Origin of the sequence: Streptomyces sp. NBC_00354, from assembly GCF_036106915.1 — a bacterium.
Classification (GTDB): Bacteria; Actinomycetota; Actinomycetes; order Streptomycetales; family Streptomycetaceae; genus Streptomyces.
In genome coordinates this window covers 631204-646477 of the sequence record NZ_CP107983.1, presented here as the reverse complement: position 1 = coordinate 646477, position 15274 = coordinate 631204, and the positions used below count along the sequence as shown (strand labels likewise).

Sequence of the window (15274 nt, the reverse complement as noted above, 5' to 3'; positions counted from 1 at the left end):
CGGTCAGCGGTCGTAGAGCCGGAAGAATCGGGTGGCGGTCACCCGGCCCCGGAACGGCGTGAGGTCCGCGTCCACGAGCGCGCTCGCCTCGGGAACCTCGTGCTCGAGGTTGTGCGCGTACCGCTCGGCGGCATGGCACAGCGGGAAGGCGTGCGTGTCGTCGGTCCAGGTGAACTCGGTGAACTGCGCCGGAAGTGCGTACGGGGAGACCGAGGAGCGTCCCTCCAGGCTGGGCACCACGTCGTGCTCGTTGACCAGCGAGTACACCCGGGTCCGCGGATCCGCCGGGCGCTTGCCGTCGATGGGGGAGCCGACCGCGACGACGTGCGTGACCTGGTGGATGCCGCAGAAGTCCCGGTCGGCGGCCAGGTTCATGGCGGTGATCCCGCCCAGGCTGTGGCCCACCAGGGCCAGTTCGCAGCCCGAGGGGATCAGCTGGCGCAGCGCCTTGGAGACGGCCCTGGAGTACGGGGTGGCGGGCCTCGCGACCGCGTGCACGGCGCCCAGCAGGTCCTGGGGGCTCTCGTCGCTGACGCCGGACATGCCGGCGAGCTGGACGACGTACCGCTGGACGCCGTCCGGTCCCACGACCTGCTGGACCAGCAGCGTTCCGTCCGTGCCCACCGCGTCGATGTTGCGGACGTATCCGGCGATGGTGCCGGTGGTGTCCAGGCTCCCGGCGAGCGCCGGTGAGGGGACGAACGGTTCGGCCCGGCCGGGGCCGCGGTCGAGGAAGGCCCAGACCCGGGCGCTGACGCCGGCGATCGGCTCCGAGCCGGTCAGGGTGCGGCCGGTGGCGACCTCCCAGCCCGCCGAGTCGTTGAGGGGGTTCTCGTCGGTGAGGGCGTTCCACGCGAGGATGTCGGCGAACGAGGGGGCCAGCAGGGCGAAGGTGCGCTCGGCGCCCTTGTTCCCGAGGATGGAGCGGAAGACGCGGATCGCCTCCCGCTGGCGGTCCCCCTCGACGGCTCGCAGTACGCGCACGGTGTCGGGGTCGCCGAGCAGCTCGGGATGGGTCACGGCGGCGGCCCGGATCCGGGCCTTGAGACCTGTCACGGCCAGGCTCACCGCGAGGCTCTCGCGGCTGGTGAACACCCCGGCGAGCCAGCCGATCCCGGCGAGCCCGCGGCCGCGCGGGGCCCAGCCCAGTCCCTTGGGGTCGGTGATCGTCCGCAGCAGGGTGCGCCAGGCGGCGCCGCCGCGGGCGGTTCGCGGCAGCCGCGTGCCGAGGGCGAGTTCGGACGCGTACCGGGAGGCGTCCCCCACTCCTTCGGCGGCCTCCGCGAGCAGGCGGCACACGTGGTGCAGGGAGTCGATGTCCGGTTCTTGCCCGGTGACGGCGGTCATGGCATCGGTCATGCAGGTGCCCTCCGGGGCATGGTGGGTGAGGTGCGGCCTGGGAGAGGTGCGGGTGGGGTGCGTGGGACGTGCGGCGCGGGGCCCGGCGGCCGCCCGGCCCCGCGCCGCCGCAACGGGCTCGGCTCCGGCTGCTCAGCGCCGGGCGAGGGTGAGCCGGATGCCGGCCGAGGCGAGGATGCCGGGCAGTGGGCGACAGGGGTCCACCGCGGGCCTGCCGCCGGTGACCCGGTGGCCCCGCAGCACCGCCGCGGTCAGCACGGCCGCCGTCAGCACGCCCAGGTGCTCGCCCGGGCAGCGTCCGCCGCCGTGGCTGAACGGCGCCATCCGAAGGTCCTGCGCCGCCCCGGGCCGCAGCCACCGGGCAGGCACGAACTGGTGGGCGGCCGGGACGTGTTCGGGATCCCGTTGGTGGAACAGGGCGGGCACGAGCACCGCCGTCCCGGCGGGGTAGTGGACCCCGCCCCACTCGGTCTCGGCGCGGGTGACCCGTAGGAGGTCGGGCACGAGCGGGAACAGCCGCAGGGTCTCCTCCACGCATGCCCGCAGCCGGGGCAGTTCCGCGCCCCCGCCGTCCACCTCCGCCCGCAGGGCCTCCTGCTCGGCCGGATGGGCGGCGAGCAGCAGCAGCATGCGGGCCACGGTCTGGTCGACCGCCTCGAGGGCGAGCAGCCAGTGGTGGGCCTGGCCCACCGCGTCCAGCGCGGCGGCGTCCGGCCCCGCGGCGGCCGGGTGGCTGCGGGCGAGCGCGGCCAGGGTGTGCGGCTCCGCACGGGCCGCGTACTCCTCGACGCGGGCGGCGGCCTTGCGGTACAGCGCCTCGGCGGTCGCCGTCCGGACCTTGCGCATCCGCATCCAGTTGGCCTCCGTGCGGATCGCGAGCAGCCACCGGGCGAGCTCCTCGTCTCCCGCGGCCGCGTCGCCCAGGACCATCCGGCGCCCGATCCGGGCGACCGTACGGCGCAGCAGCGGGAAGTCCAGCTCGGAGCCCTGGATCAGGGCGGGCGCCTCCTCGGCGATCAGGGCCTGGAACTCCGTGCACGAGGGGTGCACGGGCCGGTCGGCCGCGAGCACGTCGTCGTTGACGCGCCGGCGCTCCTCGCGGGTGTCGCCGTGGGAGCAGATGACGCCGGTGGGCTCCAGCAGCGACAGGCCCTTGTACTTGTCGGGCGCGTCCATGGCGAGGGTGCGCACCGGCAGTTCGTAGAACCGCTGCACGTCGGCGTGGTCCAGCAGGACCAGCAGCGTCCCCGACAGGCCGCGTACCTCCACGGGCGCCCCGCCGTGCCGGGCGCGCATGGCCCGCAGGGTCGCGGCCGACCAGCCCTGCTGGCCGAGGGCCGCGTACGCCGCCACGACCCGGGGCCGCACGTGGAAGGCACCGCGAACGAAGGCGGGCAGCGTGTGGGTGGCGGCGAACCGGACGGTCTCGGCGCGCCCGGCCCGGGCGGGCCGCGGTACGGCGAGGGCCGGGGCGGGGGCCGTACCCGCGGTCTCGGCCGGGGCCCCGGCAGTGGTCCCGGTCTCGGTTCCGGCGTCGGTTCCGGCGGGGGTGCGGGCTGCGGCCTCGGTCATGCCTCCACGACCTTGCCGGGGTTGAGCAGGTTCTTCGGGTCGAAGAGGCGCTTGAGCCCGCGCTGCAGTTCCAGGCTGACCGGGTCGAGTTCGCGGGTCAGCCACTCGCGCTTGAGGGTGCCGATGCCGTGCTCGCCGGTGCTGGTGCCGCCGAGGGCGAGGCCCGCGGCCATGATGTCGTCGTACGCGGTCTGCGCGCGGCGGAACTCGTCCGCGTCCGATTCGTCGAAGACGACGGTCGGGTGCAGGTTGCCGTCCCCCGCGTGGCCGAGGGTGAAGATCCGCAGCCGGTTCCGTACGGCGATCTCCTCGATCGTGCCCATGAACTTGGCCAGTTCGGAGCGGGGCACGGCCACGTCCTCGATGAAGGCGGTCGGCCTCCCGCCCAGGGTCGCGGCGAACGCCCCCAGGGCCGGGGTGACCAGCCGCCGGGCCTCGATGACGTGCCGGGACTCCTCGGCGCTGGAGGCGGTGACCACGTTCTGGGACCCGGCCTCCTTGCACAGGAGGGCCATCGCCGCGAGGTCGCGTCCGGGATCGGCGGTGTCGCTCTCGATGATCAGCGTGGCGGCGGCGCCCGGGGCCAGCATCGGGTGTCCGTGGTCGGCGACCGCCTGGGAGGTGGCCCGGTCGAGGAGTTCGAGGGCGGACGGGACGTGGCCGGCCCTGGTGATCGCGGCGACGGCGTCCCCCGCCGACGTGAGGGTCGGGAACTGGGCGAGCAGGGCCAGGGCCGGCGGCCGGACGGGACGCAGCGCGAGGGTGGCGCCGACGATGACGGCCAGGGTGCCCTCGGAGCCGACGAGCAGCCGGGTCAGGTCGTAACCGGCGACCCCCTTGGCGGTGTCCCGCCCGGTCCGCATCCGGCGGCCGTCGGCGAGGACGAGGTCCAGGCCGCGGACGTAGTCGGCGGTGACCCCGTACTTGACGCAGCAGATGCCGCCGGCGCCGGTGGCGATGTTCCCGCCGATGGTGCAGTGCTCCCAGGAGGCCGGGTCGGGCGGGTACGAGAGCCCGTACTCGGCGGCGGCGTCGTTCAGGCGCTTGGTGACCACGCCGGGCTCGCAGCGCACGAGCCGGTTGGCGGGGTCGATCTCGAGGATGCGGTCCATCCGGGCGGTGCTCAGGACGACGCAGCCGTCGATCGCGTTCGCGGCGCCCGCGAGACCGGTGCGGGCGCCCTGCGGGACAACGGGGACGCCGAGCTCGTACGCGGTGCGCATGATGTGCCGGACCTGCTCGGCGGTGCGCGGGAAGGCGACGACGGCGGGGGTACCGGCCTCGGAGAACGGCGCCGCGTCGCGGGCATGCGCGGCGAGGGTCTCGGGGTCGGTGTGCAGGACGTCGGCGTGGTCGGTGAGGAGGGTGCGCAGGCGGGACAGGAGGGGGGTGTCGGGGGACATGTGGGGCCTTCTGGTGGTGGTGGGGGCTGGGATCCGGTCTCAGAGGGAGGGGAGCTCGGTGGCCACGGGCACGTCGATGAGCACCGGTCCGTCCTGCTGGGACGCGGAGTCCCGTACGAGCTTGGTGAGTTCACCCGCGCCGTGGGCCCGGTGGGTGCGCACCCCGTAGCCATCGGCGACGGCCGTGATGTCGAGACCGGGGATCTCGAGGCCGGGCGCGCCCTGGGCATGCTCGAGCTGCGCGAACCACTGGAGGATCGCGTACTTGGCGTTGCTGAGGACGACGAAGGTGACGGGGACCTTGTACGTGGCCGCGGTCCACAGGGCCTGCACGGCGTAGTGGATGGAGCCGTCTCCGATGACGCAGACCACGGGCCGCTCGGGTGCGCCGAGCTGGGCGCCGACGGCCGCGGCGGCCCCGAAGCCGAGTCCGCCGCCCGCGGAGAACAGGTAGGAGCCCGGGGTGCTGATCCGGGTGGCTTCGTGGAACTGCGGGACGTTGGAGGGCGATTCGTTGACCCAGAGGGTGTTCTCCGGGGCGCCCTGCGCGATGGCCGTCATGGCGGCGAGCGGGGTGAGGACGCCGTCGGCCGTCTCGGGGAACCGCACCTGCTCGTGCGGCGCGGGCGCGGTCCCGCCGCCGGCCGGGAGCCGGTCGGTGAGGGCCCGTACGGTCAGCGCCAGGTCCGCGACGACCGCATCCCCGACGGGGGCCTTGGCGGCCTCCTCCGCGTCCCGGGTGAGGAGCACGAGCTCGGTCCCCTCGGGCAGGTGGGACCCGGGGATGTAGGGGTAGTAGCGGAACACGGGCGCGCCGATCACGACGACCAGGTCGTGGCCCTCGAGCTGCCGGCCGAGCGGTCCGATCGCCGGGGCCAGGTCCCCGCGGAACTGCGGATGGCTGCGGGGGAAGGAGACGCGGGCCGCGACAGGCGCCGCCCAGACGGGCAGCCCGGTGCGCTCGGCGAGCGCGAGGACCGCGTCCCAGGCGCCGGAGGCGTCGACGTCGTCGCCGACGACGAGGACGGCGGAGCGGGCGCGGGAGATCCGCTCGGCGAGCGCCGCGACCGTGGCCGCGTCGGGCGCGGCGGCGTGCGTGATCCGGCGGGCCGCGGCCGCCTGGCCAGCCCGGTCCTGCGCCTCCGTGAGCTCCGCGTCGAAGTCGTCCATGGGCAGGGAGAGGAACACCGGCCCGTGGGGCGGGGTTTCGGCGACCTGTACGGCGCGGGCCAGCGCGGCCGGGACGTCTGCGGGGCGCGGGGGCTCGTACGCCCACTTGACGGCGGGCTGGGGGAGCAGCGTGGCCTGCGGGTTGGAGAGCAGGGCCTCCATGGTGAGCATGGCGCGCACCTGCTGCCCGGCGGTGACGACCATCGGGGTGCGGTTCGCGCGGGCGTTGAGGATCGCGCCCATCGCGTTTCCGGTGCCGGGGCCGGTGTGCAGGTTGACGAGGGAGGTGGTACCGGAGGCGAGGGCGAAGCCGTCGGCCATGCCGACGACGACGGCCTCCTGGAGGCCCAGTACGTACCGGAAGTCGTCGGGGAACCGCTTGAGCATCGGCAGTTCGGTCGAGCCGGGGTTGCCGAAGACCGTGGTGATACCACGTGCTCGTAGAACGTCCAGGACTGATTCTCGAACCGTGCGCATTCGGTGTCCTTCCGCGCAGCCGGGGGCACTGTCGGTGATCAATCCAGCACACTGAGTTGATCTTTACAAAAGGCCTCCACGGTCCACCCGTGTCTGCTATGCGCCTGCTGCGGACCCGCCCCGGTACGGGCCCCGAGCCCGGGCGTGGTTGACGCCGCGTCCACGGGCCGGGCCGGATGTCCCCCCGATGGGTGGAGGGCGCATTCACTCCACCGGCGGGGGCGCGCCGAATTGGCCGATCGCGCCCCCCTGCCCCGGCGGAAGCGGGCGTACGCCGATCGAGCCGTACGGAGCACTCAGGGGCGGAACCGCAGCGGGTGGTCCGCCGGGACCTCCACCACCGCGATGCGGACGCCGTCCGGGTCGGCGATCCACATCTCGATCAGGCCCCAGGGCTCCCGCCGGGGCGGCCGCAGCACCTCGGCCCCGCGCATCCGCAGCTCCTCGTACGCCGCCTGCACGTCGGCGACTTGCAGCCACAGCCGGAGCCCGGGCGCCGGCGGGGTCTCGGCGCGGCCCGAGACCTCGAGGAAGCCGCCGCCCAGGAAGTAGACCGTGCCGCGTTCCGGCCCGGTGCCGAACTCCCGGTAGACGGCGAGCCCCAGCGTGACCCCGTAGAAGGCGCGCGAGCGCTCCGGGTCCGTGGGGGTCACCAGGACCCTGCTGCCCAGTACATGCACCATGCCGACGAACCTAAGGCCTCTGCGCAGCGGGCGCCTTGCGGACGGCGCCCGTCAGCTGCAGCCCGGGGCGTACGGGGTGCCCGGTACGTGGCGCTGCCACAGCTCCCGGTCGTGCGGCCCGGCGGTGGCCGCGCACAGCCGGGGCAGCAGCCGCGCCGGGTCGGTCTCCCGGAGCCGGACGGTGTCGTCCCGGCAGGCCGTGACGAGGGTGTGGCCGTCCGGCGCGAAGGCCACGTCGCCGACCGGCAGCTCCGCTTCGTGCACTGCCGGACCCGTACGGACCCGTCTCCACAGGGCGACCGCGCCGTCCGGCGCCTGCCCCCGGGCGTCCGTCGCCGTCGCCCCCGACAAGGGCGCGGCCGCAGACATCACGATCTCTTCCACGGTGAACCACTCCCCTCGCGGACGAGGGCAGGAGCCCCGACGCCCCCGGGAAGCGGTGCGCCCGCTTTCGCGCCGGCCGATGGAAATCGGGCGCCCGTCAGACCTCCGGGACGGCGGCGTCCAGCGCGGCGGTGAGGCGGTGCAGCCGGGTCTGGAGGTCGCGGATCTCGGCGAGCTCGAAGCCCGTCGCGGCCGCGATCCGGCGCGGTACCTCCGCCGCACGTGCGCGCAGTGCCGTACCGGCCTCGGTGGGGCCGACGTGTACGGACCGCTCGTCCTCGGTGCTGCGCTCGCGGTGGACCAGCCCTGCGGCCTCGAGGCGCTTGAGCAGGGGGGACAGCGTCCCCGAGTCGAGCCTCAGGTGGTTCCCGAGCTCCTTGACGGGCGTCGTGCCGTGCTCCCAGAGCACCAGCATCACCAGGTACTGGGGGTAGGTCAGGCCGAGGTCCTTGAGGACGACCCGGTAGAGGCCGTTGAAGGCCCTGCTCGCCGCGTTCAGCGCGAAGCAGATCTGGCCGTCCAGGCGGAGGAAGTCCTCCTCGCGGAGGGTTTCGGTGGGCTGCTCGCTCATGGGGGAAAGTGTACCCGGGCAAAGCTTGCGGGTCATTTAGTTGTGCACAACTGAATTGTGTGCTCTAGTAGTGGACGTCAGCCGATCACCGGCTGACACGGTCACCCCGCGAGAGGAACCCCGATGGACGCGCTGTACACCGCTGTCGCCACCGCCAACGGCCGCGAAGGCCGCACGGTCAGCTCCGACGGCCAGATCGACCTCGCGCTCGCCATGCCGCCGGCGCTCGGCGGCAACGGCCAGGGCACCAACCCCGAGCAGCTCTTCGCGGCGGGCTACGCGGCCTGCTTCGCCAGCGCGCTCGGCCTGGTCGGCCGGCAGGCCAAGGTCGACACCGGTGAGGTGTCGGTCACCGCGGAGGCCTCGATCGGCAAGGACGACACGGGCTTCGGCCTGGCGGTCACCCTGCGTGTCGAGCTCCCGGAGTCCCTCGCCGGCGAGACGGGCGCCCTGCTGGTCAAGCAGGCCCACGAGGTCTGCCCCTACTCCAAGGCCACCCGCGGCAACATCCCGGTCGAGCTGGTGATCGAGTAGTCCCGATCGGGGGCCCTGTCGCCAGGGCCTCCGGCCTGCCCCTGACCCGCCCCTGACCCGGTCCCCGGACCGGCCGTCAGGGGTGCCTCAGGGTCGGCTCAGGGCGTTCCCCGAGGGTGGGACGATCCCGGCGCCGACATGATCGGCGCATGTCGAACACACCATGGCAGCGGACGGCGTTCACGGTCGGTCCGCTCTGCATGACGGCCTACGGACTCATCCGGCTGACCGACGGGGAACACGGCCCCGGATGGTCCTGGTCCCTGGGGCATCTCGCCTTCCTGGCCGGCGTGTTGTGCTTCATCCCGATCGTGCTGGGGATGCGGCGGTTGGCGGTGCGGGGGCGCGGCCCGACCGGCCGCGGGCTCGCCGCCGCAGGGACGGTGACGGGCCTGCTCGGCGCTGCCGCGGTCGCCGCGCAGGCGGTCATCGACCTCTTCGCCGGGTTCCTCGGCGAGGACCGTGAGGCCATGCGGGAATTCTTCCGGCGCGTCAAGAGCCACGCGGGTGTGGAGCCCGCCGTCTACAGCGTCGGGCCGCTCCTGTTCTACGTCGGCCTCTTGCTGCTCATGACCCAGCTGGCGGCGCTGCGGCGAATAGCCGCCTGGCGGCCAGCCGCCGTGGTCGCGGGCATCGTGGCCACGGGCATCAGCCTGGACCTGCTGCCGCTGGCAGGGCTGCTGTTCCTCCTCGCCATCGCGCCCCTGGGCCGGCAGATCGACACCCAGGACCGCAGCCCCCACACGGCCGTGGCCCGACCGGGCACGTGACGGGGAGCACCGGATCCCGGTACCGACCGCTGCTCCGGACCGAAACCCGGAGCAGCGGACAGGGCTACGCGATCCCCGGAATCTGCCGGGCCTTGAAAGCGGCGCGGACCGCGTCCGCGGCGCTCTTGCCGTACATCCGCTGTGCCGTCGCGATCGTCGTCAGCGCCGCGTCCTGGAAGCTCGTGTCGGGGCGGAAGCCGAACTGCGCGTTCACGATGATCCGGTCGGCGGTCCGGGCGCCCAGCGCCCCGCGGATGTCGAAGAGCGCGCGGGACCAGATCTCACCGTCCGCGTGGACCTCGCCGACCCGGTCGGCGTACACCTTGTTCCCATCCACCCGGCGCAGGCAGTGCGGGGCGGTGCTGTAGGAGCTCGAGTCCCAGTCGGCGACACAGGCCAGGTCCGCCTTGCGCGGCCATCCGTACGCGGCGTCCACGTGGTCACCGACCTCGACCGCAAGGTAGTCGCCGAACGCCTCGCCGATCGCACCGGCCTCCGGCGACGTGCCGAAGCCGGGAATCTGCGCGTTGTGCACCGCGTGGCCGTACTCGTGGACGATCACCTCGGCATCCTCGGCGTCGTCCACGCCGCCCTTGCCGAAGCGGATCTCGGCCTTCTTGTCGGTGAAGAAGGAGTTGTCGGCCCCGTACTGGTTGATGCGAACCGGCTGCGCGCGGTCGTTGGCGCCCGGCAGCTCGCTCCCGAAGCCCAGGCCCTGCAGGTACTCCTGCGCCTCGTTGACCCAGAAGTACGCCATGACCTGCTCGAACTGGTCATCGGTACGGCTGTACGCACCCACGTCCGCGACCTTCGCGGAGGCGCCGGTATCCGACCGGACGTACGCCCACTTCCCCGACATCGAGCCGCTGCCGTCCAGGTTCCGCAGTGCGGCCAGGGCATAGGCGGAAGCGGGCACGGCCCCTGCGGAGTCCTTGCCGTCGACGAGGCTCTGATCGCCCGAAGACTGGACGGGGTTGACCATGAAGAGGCGGGCCTGCGGCAGCCCGGGGTAGGTCGTGTCGGCCGCCGAGGGCAGCGCCGAAACAGGGCCGGCCAGGGTGAACAGTGCTGCGGTGGTGGTGGCCGCGGCTATCAGGCCGCGGGATGTGCGGCGAGCCATAGACATCCTCCCGTAGTGGGGTGGTGGCGAGGTGCGGCCGTGATCCTTGCGCATCCCCGGCCCCTTTGACCAGGTCCTCGACCGATTTCGTGGCCACTCCTCGCTCACTGCTGCCGCATACCGGACGAGTCGCTCCCGGCGACGGTGCACCGAGACCCGGTCGGCCCGGGGACCCGGCCGGTGAACAGTTCCTCGGGGAGAGCGGTCAGGCCGAGCAGGCCCAGCGTGGTGTCGGTGGCGATCCGGTGCCAGGTGCGCGCCTGGCGGAGCATCGCGTGCCCCCCGTGCGGCATGACGATTCCTCCGGCCCGGGCGCCCCGCGCACGGGCCCGCCGTACGTAGTCCCACGACGCCCGCGCATCGGTGACGCCGTCCGCCTCGTCGTGCAGGAGCACCACGGCCGTGTCCCCGAGATGCACCACCGGTTCGCCCGGCGGGCACCACGGCGCGAGCCCGACCACGGCGCGGACCAGCGGGTCGGCGGCCGCCCGCAGCGCGGCCCGCCCTCCCATGGAATGCCCGACCAGCACCACGGGCAGCGCTCCGGCCACGCAGCGCAGTTCGCGCAGGGCCTGCCAGACGTCGTGGACCGGATCCGCACGGTGGCCGTTCCAGCCCCGGTGCACGTAGCGGACCTCCGCCACCACCACGTCCTGCGCCGGCCCGGCGTCCGCGATGGCCCGCGCGAACGGAAGCATCCGCAGCCCCGGAAGGTTCGGCCGCGGCGGTGCCTCGAGCCCCTCCGGACGGCCGCCGTGCAGCAGGAGCACCGCGGCGCTCGGGTCCCGCGGCACCCGGCGCAGCGCCAGCGCACCCGTCGGCTGCTTCATGCGTGGCCCCGCCGGGGCGGCAGCGGGAGGAACCCGCTGGTACGGGCGATGTAGCCGGCGTAGCCGGGACGGTCTGCCATATGGGCCTCCAACAGGCGCTTGCCGCTCCCCTTGACCAGCAGCAGTGTCATGACCACCGGCGACACCAGGCAGAGCAGGGCGGCCTGCCACGTCCCGCAGGCCATCAGGTAGAGCCCCCACCAGACGAGGAAGTCGCCGAAGTAGTTGGGGTGGCGGGTCCATGCCCACAGCCCCCGGTCCATGACCGTACCGCGGTGCGCGGGATCGGCCTTGAACCGGGCGAGCTGGAAGTCCCCGACGGCCTCGAAGACCAGGCCCACCGCCCAGAGCACGCCGCCGAGCACGGCGAGGGCGCCGATGGGGTAGCCGGCGTACGAGGCGCTCTGCACGGGCAGCGAGACCAGCCAGACCAGGCCCGCCTGGAGCACGTACACCTTGAGCAGGGCGCGCAGATGCGGGTTGCCCCGCCCCCGGGCGAGGAGCTTCGCGTACCGGGGGTCCTCGCCGTGCCCGCGGCCGCGCCAGGCGATGTGCGTGGCCAGCCGCACCCCCCACACGACGGTGGCGGCGGCGACCAGGAGCCGCCGGCCGCCGTCCCCGTACCCGGACGACAGGGCGTACGAGACCGTCGCGACCGCGGCGAAGGCGAGGCCCCAGGCGATGTCCACCGTCCGGTGCAGGCGGCGGGCCGTCCCGACCGCGAAGGCCAGGAGCAGCACGCCCGCGGCCGTGGCGGCGGCAGCGGCCAGATTGCTCCCGAGGGCCTCCCAGGAGGCCGGGTTCACGGCCGCGCTCCCAGCGAGACGTCCTCCGTCAGCAGCAGTTGCCGGACATCGAGGTAGCGGGCCCGGAAGCCGGCCTCGGAGTAGGCGAGGTAGAACTCCCACATGCGCCGGAACGTCGGGTCGAAGCCGAGCGCCGCCACGGCGCCGGCCTGCTCCGTGAAGCGCTCCCGCCACAGGCACAGGGTCTGCGCGTAGTGGTCGCCGTACCCCTGGTCGGAGACGATCCGCAGCCCCGCGCCGGCCGAGTGCGCCTCGATGGCCTCGCGGGAGGGGATGAGGCCGCCGGGGAAGACGTACTTGCTGATCCAGGTGTGCGTACGGGAGGTGTTCAGCATCTGCTCGTGGCCCATGGTGATGGCCTGCAGGGCGATCCGCCCGCCGGGCGCCACCGCATCGCGGAGGGCGGCGAAGTACGTCGGCCAGAAATCCCTGCCGACCGCCTCGATCATCTCCACGCTCACCACCGCGTCGTACCGGCCCTCCAGCTCGCGGTAGTCGCGCAGTTCGACGTCCACCCGGTCGGCCAGCCCCGCGGCGGCGATACGGCGGCGCGCTAGGTGCTGCTGCTCGGCGGAGAGAGTCACGGTGGTCACGCGCGCCCCACGGGCGGCAGCGCGCAGGGCGAGTTCGCCCCAGCCGGTGCCGATCTCCAGCAGGCGCTTGCCCGGGCCGACGCAGGCGAGGTCCAGAAGCCGGTCGATCTTCCGGTGCTGCGCGGCCGGCAGGCTCTCGCGGCGCGCGGGGAACGCGGTGAACACGGCGGAGGAGTACGAGAGGGTCTCGTCGAGGAAGAGCGCGAACAGCTCGTTCGACAGGTCGTAGTGGCGGTGGACGTTCTGCCGGGCCCCGGCCCGGGAGTTCAGCTGGGCCTCGGGCCTGCGCTGCACCCATGCCCCGCGCAGCCGGCGCAGCGGGGCGGGAACGAGGTCGTCGACGTGCACGGCGAGGACGGTCAGCAGGCCGGTCAGGTCGTCGCTGTCCCATTCCCCCGCCATGTAGGACTCGCCGAAGCCGATCAGGCCGTGCGCCCCGATCCGGCGGAAGAACGCGTCCGGGTCGTGGACCGTCAGCGACGGCCCGCTGCCGCGCGGTGGCTCGGCGCCGAACCGGCAGCGCAGGGGAAGCGCCGTCACGGCGCGGCGGACGAGCCGGCGGGCGACGGCCGCGTGCCCGAACGGGGCCGCCGGCGGGCGCGCCACGTCCGGCCACGCCTGTGCGTCGATGGAGCACCGCTCCGCGGATCGGTCGGCGGGGCGGGGGAGGGAAAGGGTCACGGGGCGATGCCTTCCTCGGGTGCGCGGTCGGGCCGGGGCTGGACGGGCAGCCCGCGGAGCAGCAGGTGGATGCCGTGGCGGCGGATCCCGGCCCAGACGGCGGCGGTGGACCACGGCCGCCGGGCGGCGGCGCGCAGCAGGGCGAGGGGGGTGGCGGGGCGGTGCCGGCCGCGCAGGGTCGCGGTGAACGGCCGCTGCCCGGCGCGCTCGAGCTGGACGGTGACCTCCAGCTGCTCCCGGGGCTCCGGCAGCCGCATGCGGTAGCGGCCGTCGACGGGGAAGAACGGGGAGACGTACAGCTCCTTCGCCGCCTCGGCCCGGCCGGCGCCGTCGGTCCGCAGCAGGTGGCAGTGGCGCTGCCCGTACGTGTTGTGGACCTCGGCCACCACGCAGACCAGGGCGCCGGAGCGGTCGTGGCACCAGTACAGGGTCAGCGGGTTGAAGACGTACCCCAGGACCCGGGCGTGGGCCAGCATCAGGACCCGCCCGCCGTCGAGGTGCACGTCCCGGGAGGCCAGGTAGGCCTCGAGGCCGGCCCGGACGGTCGGTGCGGCGGCGTCGAAGTGGTCGCGGGCGTCGAACCGGGCCAGGGCGCGCAGCGGCCACGGGAGCCGGGGGAGGGCGTCCAGGTCCACGAGCCACATGTACGTGCGGTGCCGGAAGGCGTGCCGCACCGGGGCCGTCCGCGCATGCGAGACGACGCAGTCGTACAGGGCCGGTACGGCCACGGCGGGGTGGGCCGGACTGGTTCCCGGCGCCGCCCCCGGGGCCACCACGCGCGCCACCGCCGGGGTCACCATCGGACACCCAGCGCGGCGGCGGCCCGTACGCCCGACCGGCAGCCGTCCTCGTGGAACCCCCACCCGTGGTACGCCCCGGCGAAGGCGGTGACCGAGGTGTTGAGGCGGGGCAGCGCACGCTGCGCGGCCACCGACTCGGGCGTGTAGACGGGGTGCGCGTACTCCATGCGGGCCAGGACGTGCTCGGGGTCGATCCGCCCGCCCGCGTTCAGGGTGACGACGTAGCCGGTGTCGCCCGGCAGCCGCTGCAGCCGCGTCATGTCGTAGCTGACCCGGACCCCCTCCGCCCCCGGGCGGCAGTCGGTGAGGTGGTAGTTCCAGGAGGCCCGGGCCCTCGGTGAGCGGGGCAGCAGGCCGGTGTCGGTGTGCAGCACGGTCGGGTTCGCCTCGTACCGGAAGGCGCCGAGGACCCGCTGCTCGTCCCGGGTGGGGTCGGCCAGCAGACGCAGTGCCTGGTCGGGGTGCGTGGCGATGACGACGGCGTCGTAGGCGTCGGTGATGCCGTCGTCGCTGCCCACCAGGACGCCGCTCGGTATGCGGTCCACGCGGACGACCGGGGTGGCGGTCCGGATGTTGCTGATCTCCTTGGCGACCTTGTCGACGTAGGCCGCGCTGCCGCCGGTGACGGTCCTCCACCGCGGGGAGCCCGTCACGGACAGCAGCCCGTGGTGGTCGAGGAAGCGGAACAGGTACGCGGCCGGGTACTCCAGCGCGGTGTGGGCGGGGCAGGACCACACGGCCGACACCAGCGGGGTGATGAAGTGGGTGACGAAGTACGGGGAGAACCCGCCGTCGGCGAGGAACGCCCGGAGGGTGTACCGCTCCGGGCTGCCGCCGCCGGAACTTCCGCCGCCGGGGCTGTCGGCGACCGGACCGCCCCCGTCCAGCATGCGGCGCGCGCGGCGGTGGAAGAGCGGTACCTCCGCCAGCAGCCGCAGGTACCGGGCGCGCAGGGCCGCCCGCCCGGTGAACAGGCCGAGGGGCCCGCGGGCACCGGCGTACTCCAGGCCGCAGCCGTCGCACCGCACCGACATGCTCATCTCGGAGTCCTGCGTGGCCACTCCGAGCTCGCGGAAGAGCCGGAGCAACAGCGGGTAGGTGCGCGCGTTGTGGACGATGAACCCCGAGTCCACGCCCATCGTTCCGCCGCCCGGGGCGGGCAGTTCATGGGTGTGCGCGTGGCCTCCCAGCCGGGGGTCCGCCTCGTACAGCGTGACGTCGCACGCCTTCTGCAGGACGTAGGCGGCGGTCAGTCCCGCCACACCGCCGCCGATCACGGCCACGTTCCTCGTACGCACAGTTCTTCACTCCCCACCGTTCGCCACGCCGTCGTCCGTGACGGCGGTTCACCCCTGGTTCGCAGCCGGAGCACCCACGGATTGGTGGCAGTTGCCGAAACCGGAATCAGCCGCGGCGCAGGTGGATCACATCGATCGGGAATTGGCGAGCGAGTTGACCAATCCGCACAGATGTCCGCTCCGAAGACCGGTCAAGAACGCGTACCTGGCACCATCCGGAGCG

General features: G+C 73.9%; 15 protein-coding genes. 2 read left to right on the top strand and 13 right to left on the bottom strand.

Going from position 1 to position 15274, the window contains the following annotated elements; all coding sequences use genetic code 11:
- Positions 1-3: 3 nt before the first annotated feature.
- From OHT74_RS03190 to OHT74_RS03160, 7 genes are all read right to left on the bottom strand, one after another.
- On the bottom strand, positions 4-1359 hold the full coding sequence (locus OHT74_RS03190) for a lipase family protein (protein WP_328619235.1): 1356 nt from the start codon (positions 1357-1359) through the stop codon (positions 4-6).
- Between the two features lie 132 nt (positions 1360-1491).
- On the bottom strand, positions 1492-2931 hold the full coding sequence (locus OHT74_RS03185; protein ID WP_328619234.1) for a cytochrome P450: 1440 nt from the start codon (positions 2929-2931) through the stop codon (positions 1492-1494).
- Complete coding sequence (locus OHT74_RS03180; protein WP_266660406.1) at positions 2928-4334, bottom strand: FAD-binding oxidoreductase; 1407 nt, start codon at positions 4332-4334, stop codon at positions 2928-2930. Before OHT74_RS03180 ends, OHT74_RS03185 begins: the two co-directional genes overlap by 4 nt.
- Before the next feature lie 39 nt (positions 4335-4373).
- The gene (mdlC, locus tag OHT74_RS03175; protein WP_328619233.1) at positions 4374-5981 is read right to left on the bottom strand and encodes a benzoylformate decarboxylase; all 1608 of its coding nucleotides are present in this window, start codon (positions 5979-5981) and stop codon (positions 4374-4376) included.
- A gap of 296 nt (positions 5982-6277) precedes the next feature.
- Complete coding sequence (locus OHT74_RS03170) at positions 6278-6664, bottom strand: VOC family protein (protein WP_266660402.1); 387 nt, start codon at positions 6662-6664, stop codon at positions 6278-6280.
- A gap of 51 nt (positions 6665-6715) precedes the next feature.
- Positions 6716-7048 carry a hypothetical protein gene (locus OHT74_RS03165; RefSeq protein WP_328619232.1) on the bottom strand — a complete coding sequence of 111 codons (333 nt, stop codon included), beginning with the start codon at positions 7046-7048 and terminating at the stop codon, positions 6716-6718.
- A gap of 97 nt (positions 7049-7145) precedes the next feature.
- Positions 7146-7619: a MarR family winged helix-turn-helix transcriptional regulator gene (locus OHT74_RS03160; protein ID WP_030293644.1), complete on the bottom strand. Its 474-nt coding sequence runs from the start codon at positions 7617-7619 to the stop codon at positions 7146-7148.
- 123 nt (positions 7620-7742) lie between these two features.
- Here OHT74_RS03160 and OHT74_RS03155 point away from each other — a divergent pair, with 123 nt between their 5' ends.
- Together OHT74_RS03155 and OHT74_RS03150 are read left to right on the top strand one after the other, a co-directional pair.
- Positions 7743-8153: an organic hydroperoxide resistance protein gene (locus OHT74_RS03155; RefSeq protein WP_054220897.1), complete on the top strand. Its 411-nt coding sequence runs from the start codon at positions 7743-7745 to the stop codon at positions 8151-8153.
- A gap of 149 nt (positions 8154-8302) precedes the next feature.
- The gene (locus OHT74_RS03150) at positions 8303-8923 is read left to right on the top strand and encodes a hypothetical protein (protein ID WP_266660394.1); all 621 of its coding nucleotides are present in this window, start codon (positions 8303-8305) and stop codon (positions 8921-8923) included.
- A 64-nt stretch (positions 8924-8987) separates the two neighbouring features.
- Here OHT74_RS03150 and OHT74_RS03145 read toward each other — a convergent pair whose 3' ends face one another.
- The 6 genes from OHT74_RS03145 to OHT74_RS03120 form a co-directional block, all read right to left on the bottom strand.
- Positions 8988-10043 carry a M4 family metallopeptidase gene (locus OHT74_RS03145; RefSeq protein WP_328619231.1) on the bottom strand — a complete coding sequence of 352 codons (1056 nt, stop codon included), beginning with the start codon at positions 10041-10043 and terminating at the stop codon, positions 8988-8990.
- A gap of 104 nt (positions 10044-10147) precedes the next feature.
- Entirely contained in the window at positions 10148-10873 is a 726-nt protein-coding gene (locus OHT74_RS03140; RefSeq protein ID WP_328619230.1) for an alpha/beta hydrolase, read from the bottom strand.
- On the bottom strand, positions 10870-11679 hold the full coding sequence (locus tag OHT74_RS03135; protein ID WP_328619229.1) for a DUF1295 domain-containing protein: 810 nt from the start codon (positions 11677-11679) through the stop codon (positions 10870-10872). Before OHT74_RS03135 ends, OHT74_RS03140 begins: the two co-directional genes overlap by 4 nt.
- Positions 11676-12953: a class I SAM-dependent methyltransferase gene (locus tag OHT74_RS03130; protein ID WP_443047261.1), complete on the bottom strand. Its 1278-nt coding sequence runs from the start codon at positions 12951-12953 to the stop codon at positions 11676-11678. The genes OHT74_RS03135 and OHT74_RS03130 overlap by 4 nt, the downstream gene beginning before the upstream one ends.
- Positions 12950-13753, bottom strand: coding sequence for a DUF1365 domain-containing protein (locus OHT74_RS03125; RefSeq protein WP_328619228.1), 804 nt, complete (start codon positions 13751-13753; stop codon positions 12950-12952). The genes OHT74_RS03130 and OHT74_RS03125 overlap by 4 nt, the downstream gene beginning before the upstream one ends.
- The gene (locus OHT74_RS03120) at positions 13747-15051 is read right to left on the bottom strand and encodes an NAD(P)/FAD-dependent oxidoreductase (protein WP_266660384.1); all 1305 of its coding nucleotides are present in this window, start codon (positions 15049-15051) and stop codon (positions 13747-13749) included. The genes OHT74_RS03125 and OHT74_RS03120 overlap by 7 nt, the downstream gene beginning before the upstream one ends.
- Positions 15052-15274 lie beyond the last annotated feature (223 nt).

Bases quoted from the DNA above. Each gene is read 5' to 3' on its own strand.
- OHT74_RS03190 (WP_328619235.1), bottom strand. From the start codon at position 1,359: ATGACCGATGCCATGACCGCCGTCACCGGGCAAGAACCGGACATCGAC.
- OHT74_RS03185 (WP_328619234.1), bottom strand. From the start codon at position 2,931: ATGACCGAGGCCGCAGCCCGCACCCCCGCCGGAACCGACGCCGGAACC.
- OHT74_RS03180 (WP_266660406.1), bottom strand. From the start codon at position 4,334: ATGTCCCCCGACACCCCCCTCCTGTCCCGCCTGCGCACCCTCCTCACC.
- mdlC (WP_328619233.1), bottom strand. From the start codon at position 5,981: ATGCGCACGGTTCGAGAATCAGTCCTGGACGTTCTACGAGCACGTGGT.
- OHT74_RS03170 (WP_266660402.1), bottom strand. From the start codon at position 6,664: ATGGTGCATGTACTGGGCAGCAGGGTCCTGGTGACCCCCACGGACCCG.
- OHT74_RS03160 (WP_030293644.1), bottom strand. From the start codon at position 7,619: ATGAGCGAGCAGCCCACCGAAACCCTCCGCGAGGAGGACTTCCTCCGC.
- OHT74_RS03155 (WP_054220897.1), top strand. From the start codon at position 7,743: ATGGACGCGCTGTACACCGCTGTCGCCACCGCCAACGGCCGCGAAGGC.
- OHT74_RS03150 (WP_266660394.1), top strand. From the start codon at position 8,303: ATGTCGAACACACCATGGCAGCGGACGGCGTTCACGGTCGGTCCGCTC.
- OHT74_RS03145 (WP_328619231.1), bottom strand. From the start codon at position 10,043: ATGGCTCGCCGCACATCCCGCGGCCTGATAGCCGCGGCCACCACCACC.
- OHT74_RS03140 (WP_328619230.1), bottom strand. From the start codon at position 10,873: ATGAAGCAGCCGACGGGTGCGCTGGCGCTGCGCCGGGTGCCGCGGGAC.
- OHT74_RS03125 (WP_328619228.1), bottom strand. From the start codon at position 13,753: ATGGTGACCCCGGCGGTGGCGCGCGTGGTGGCCCCGGGGGCGGCGCCG.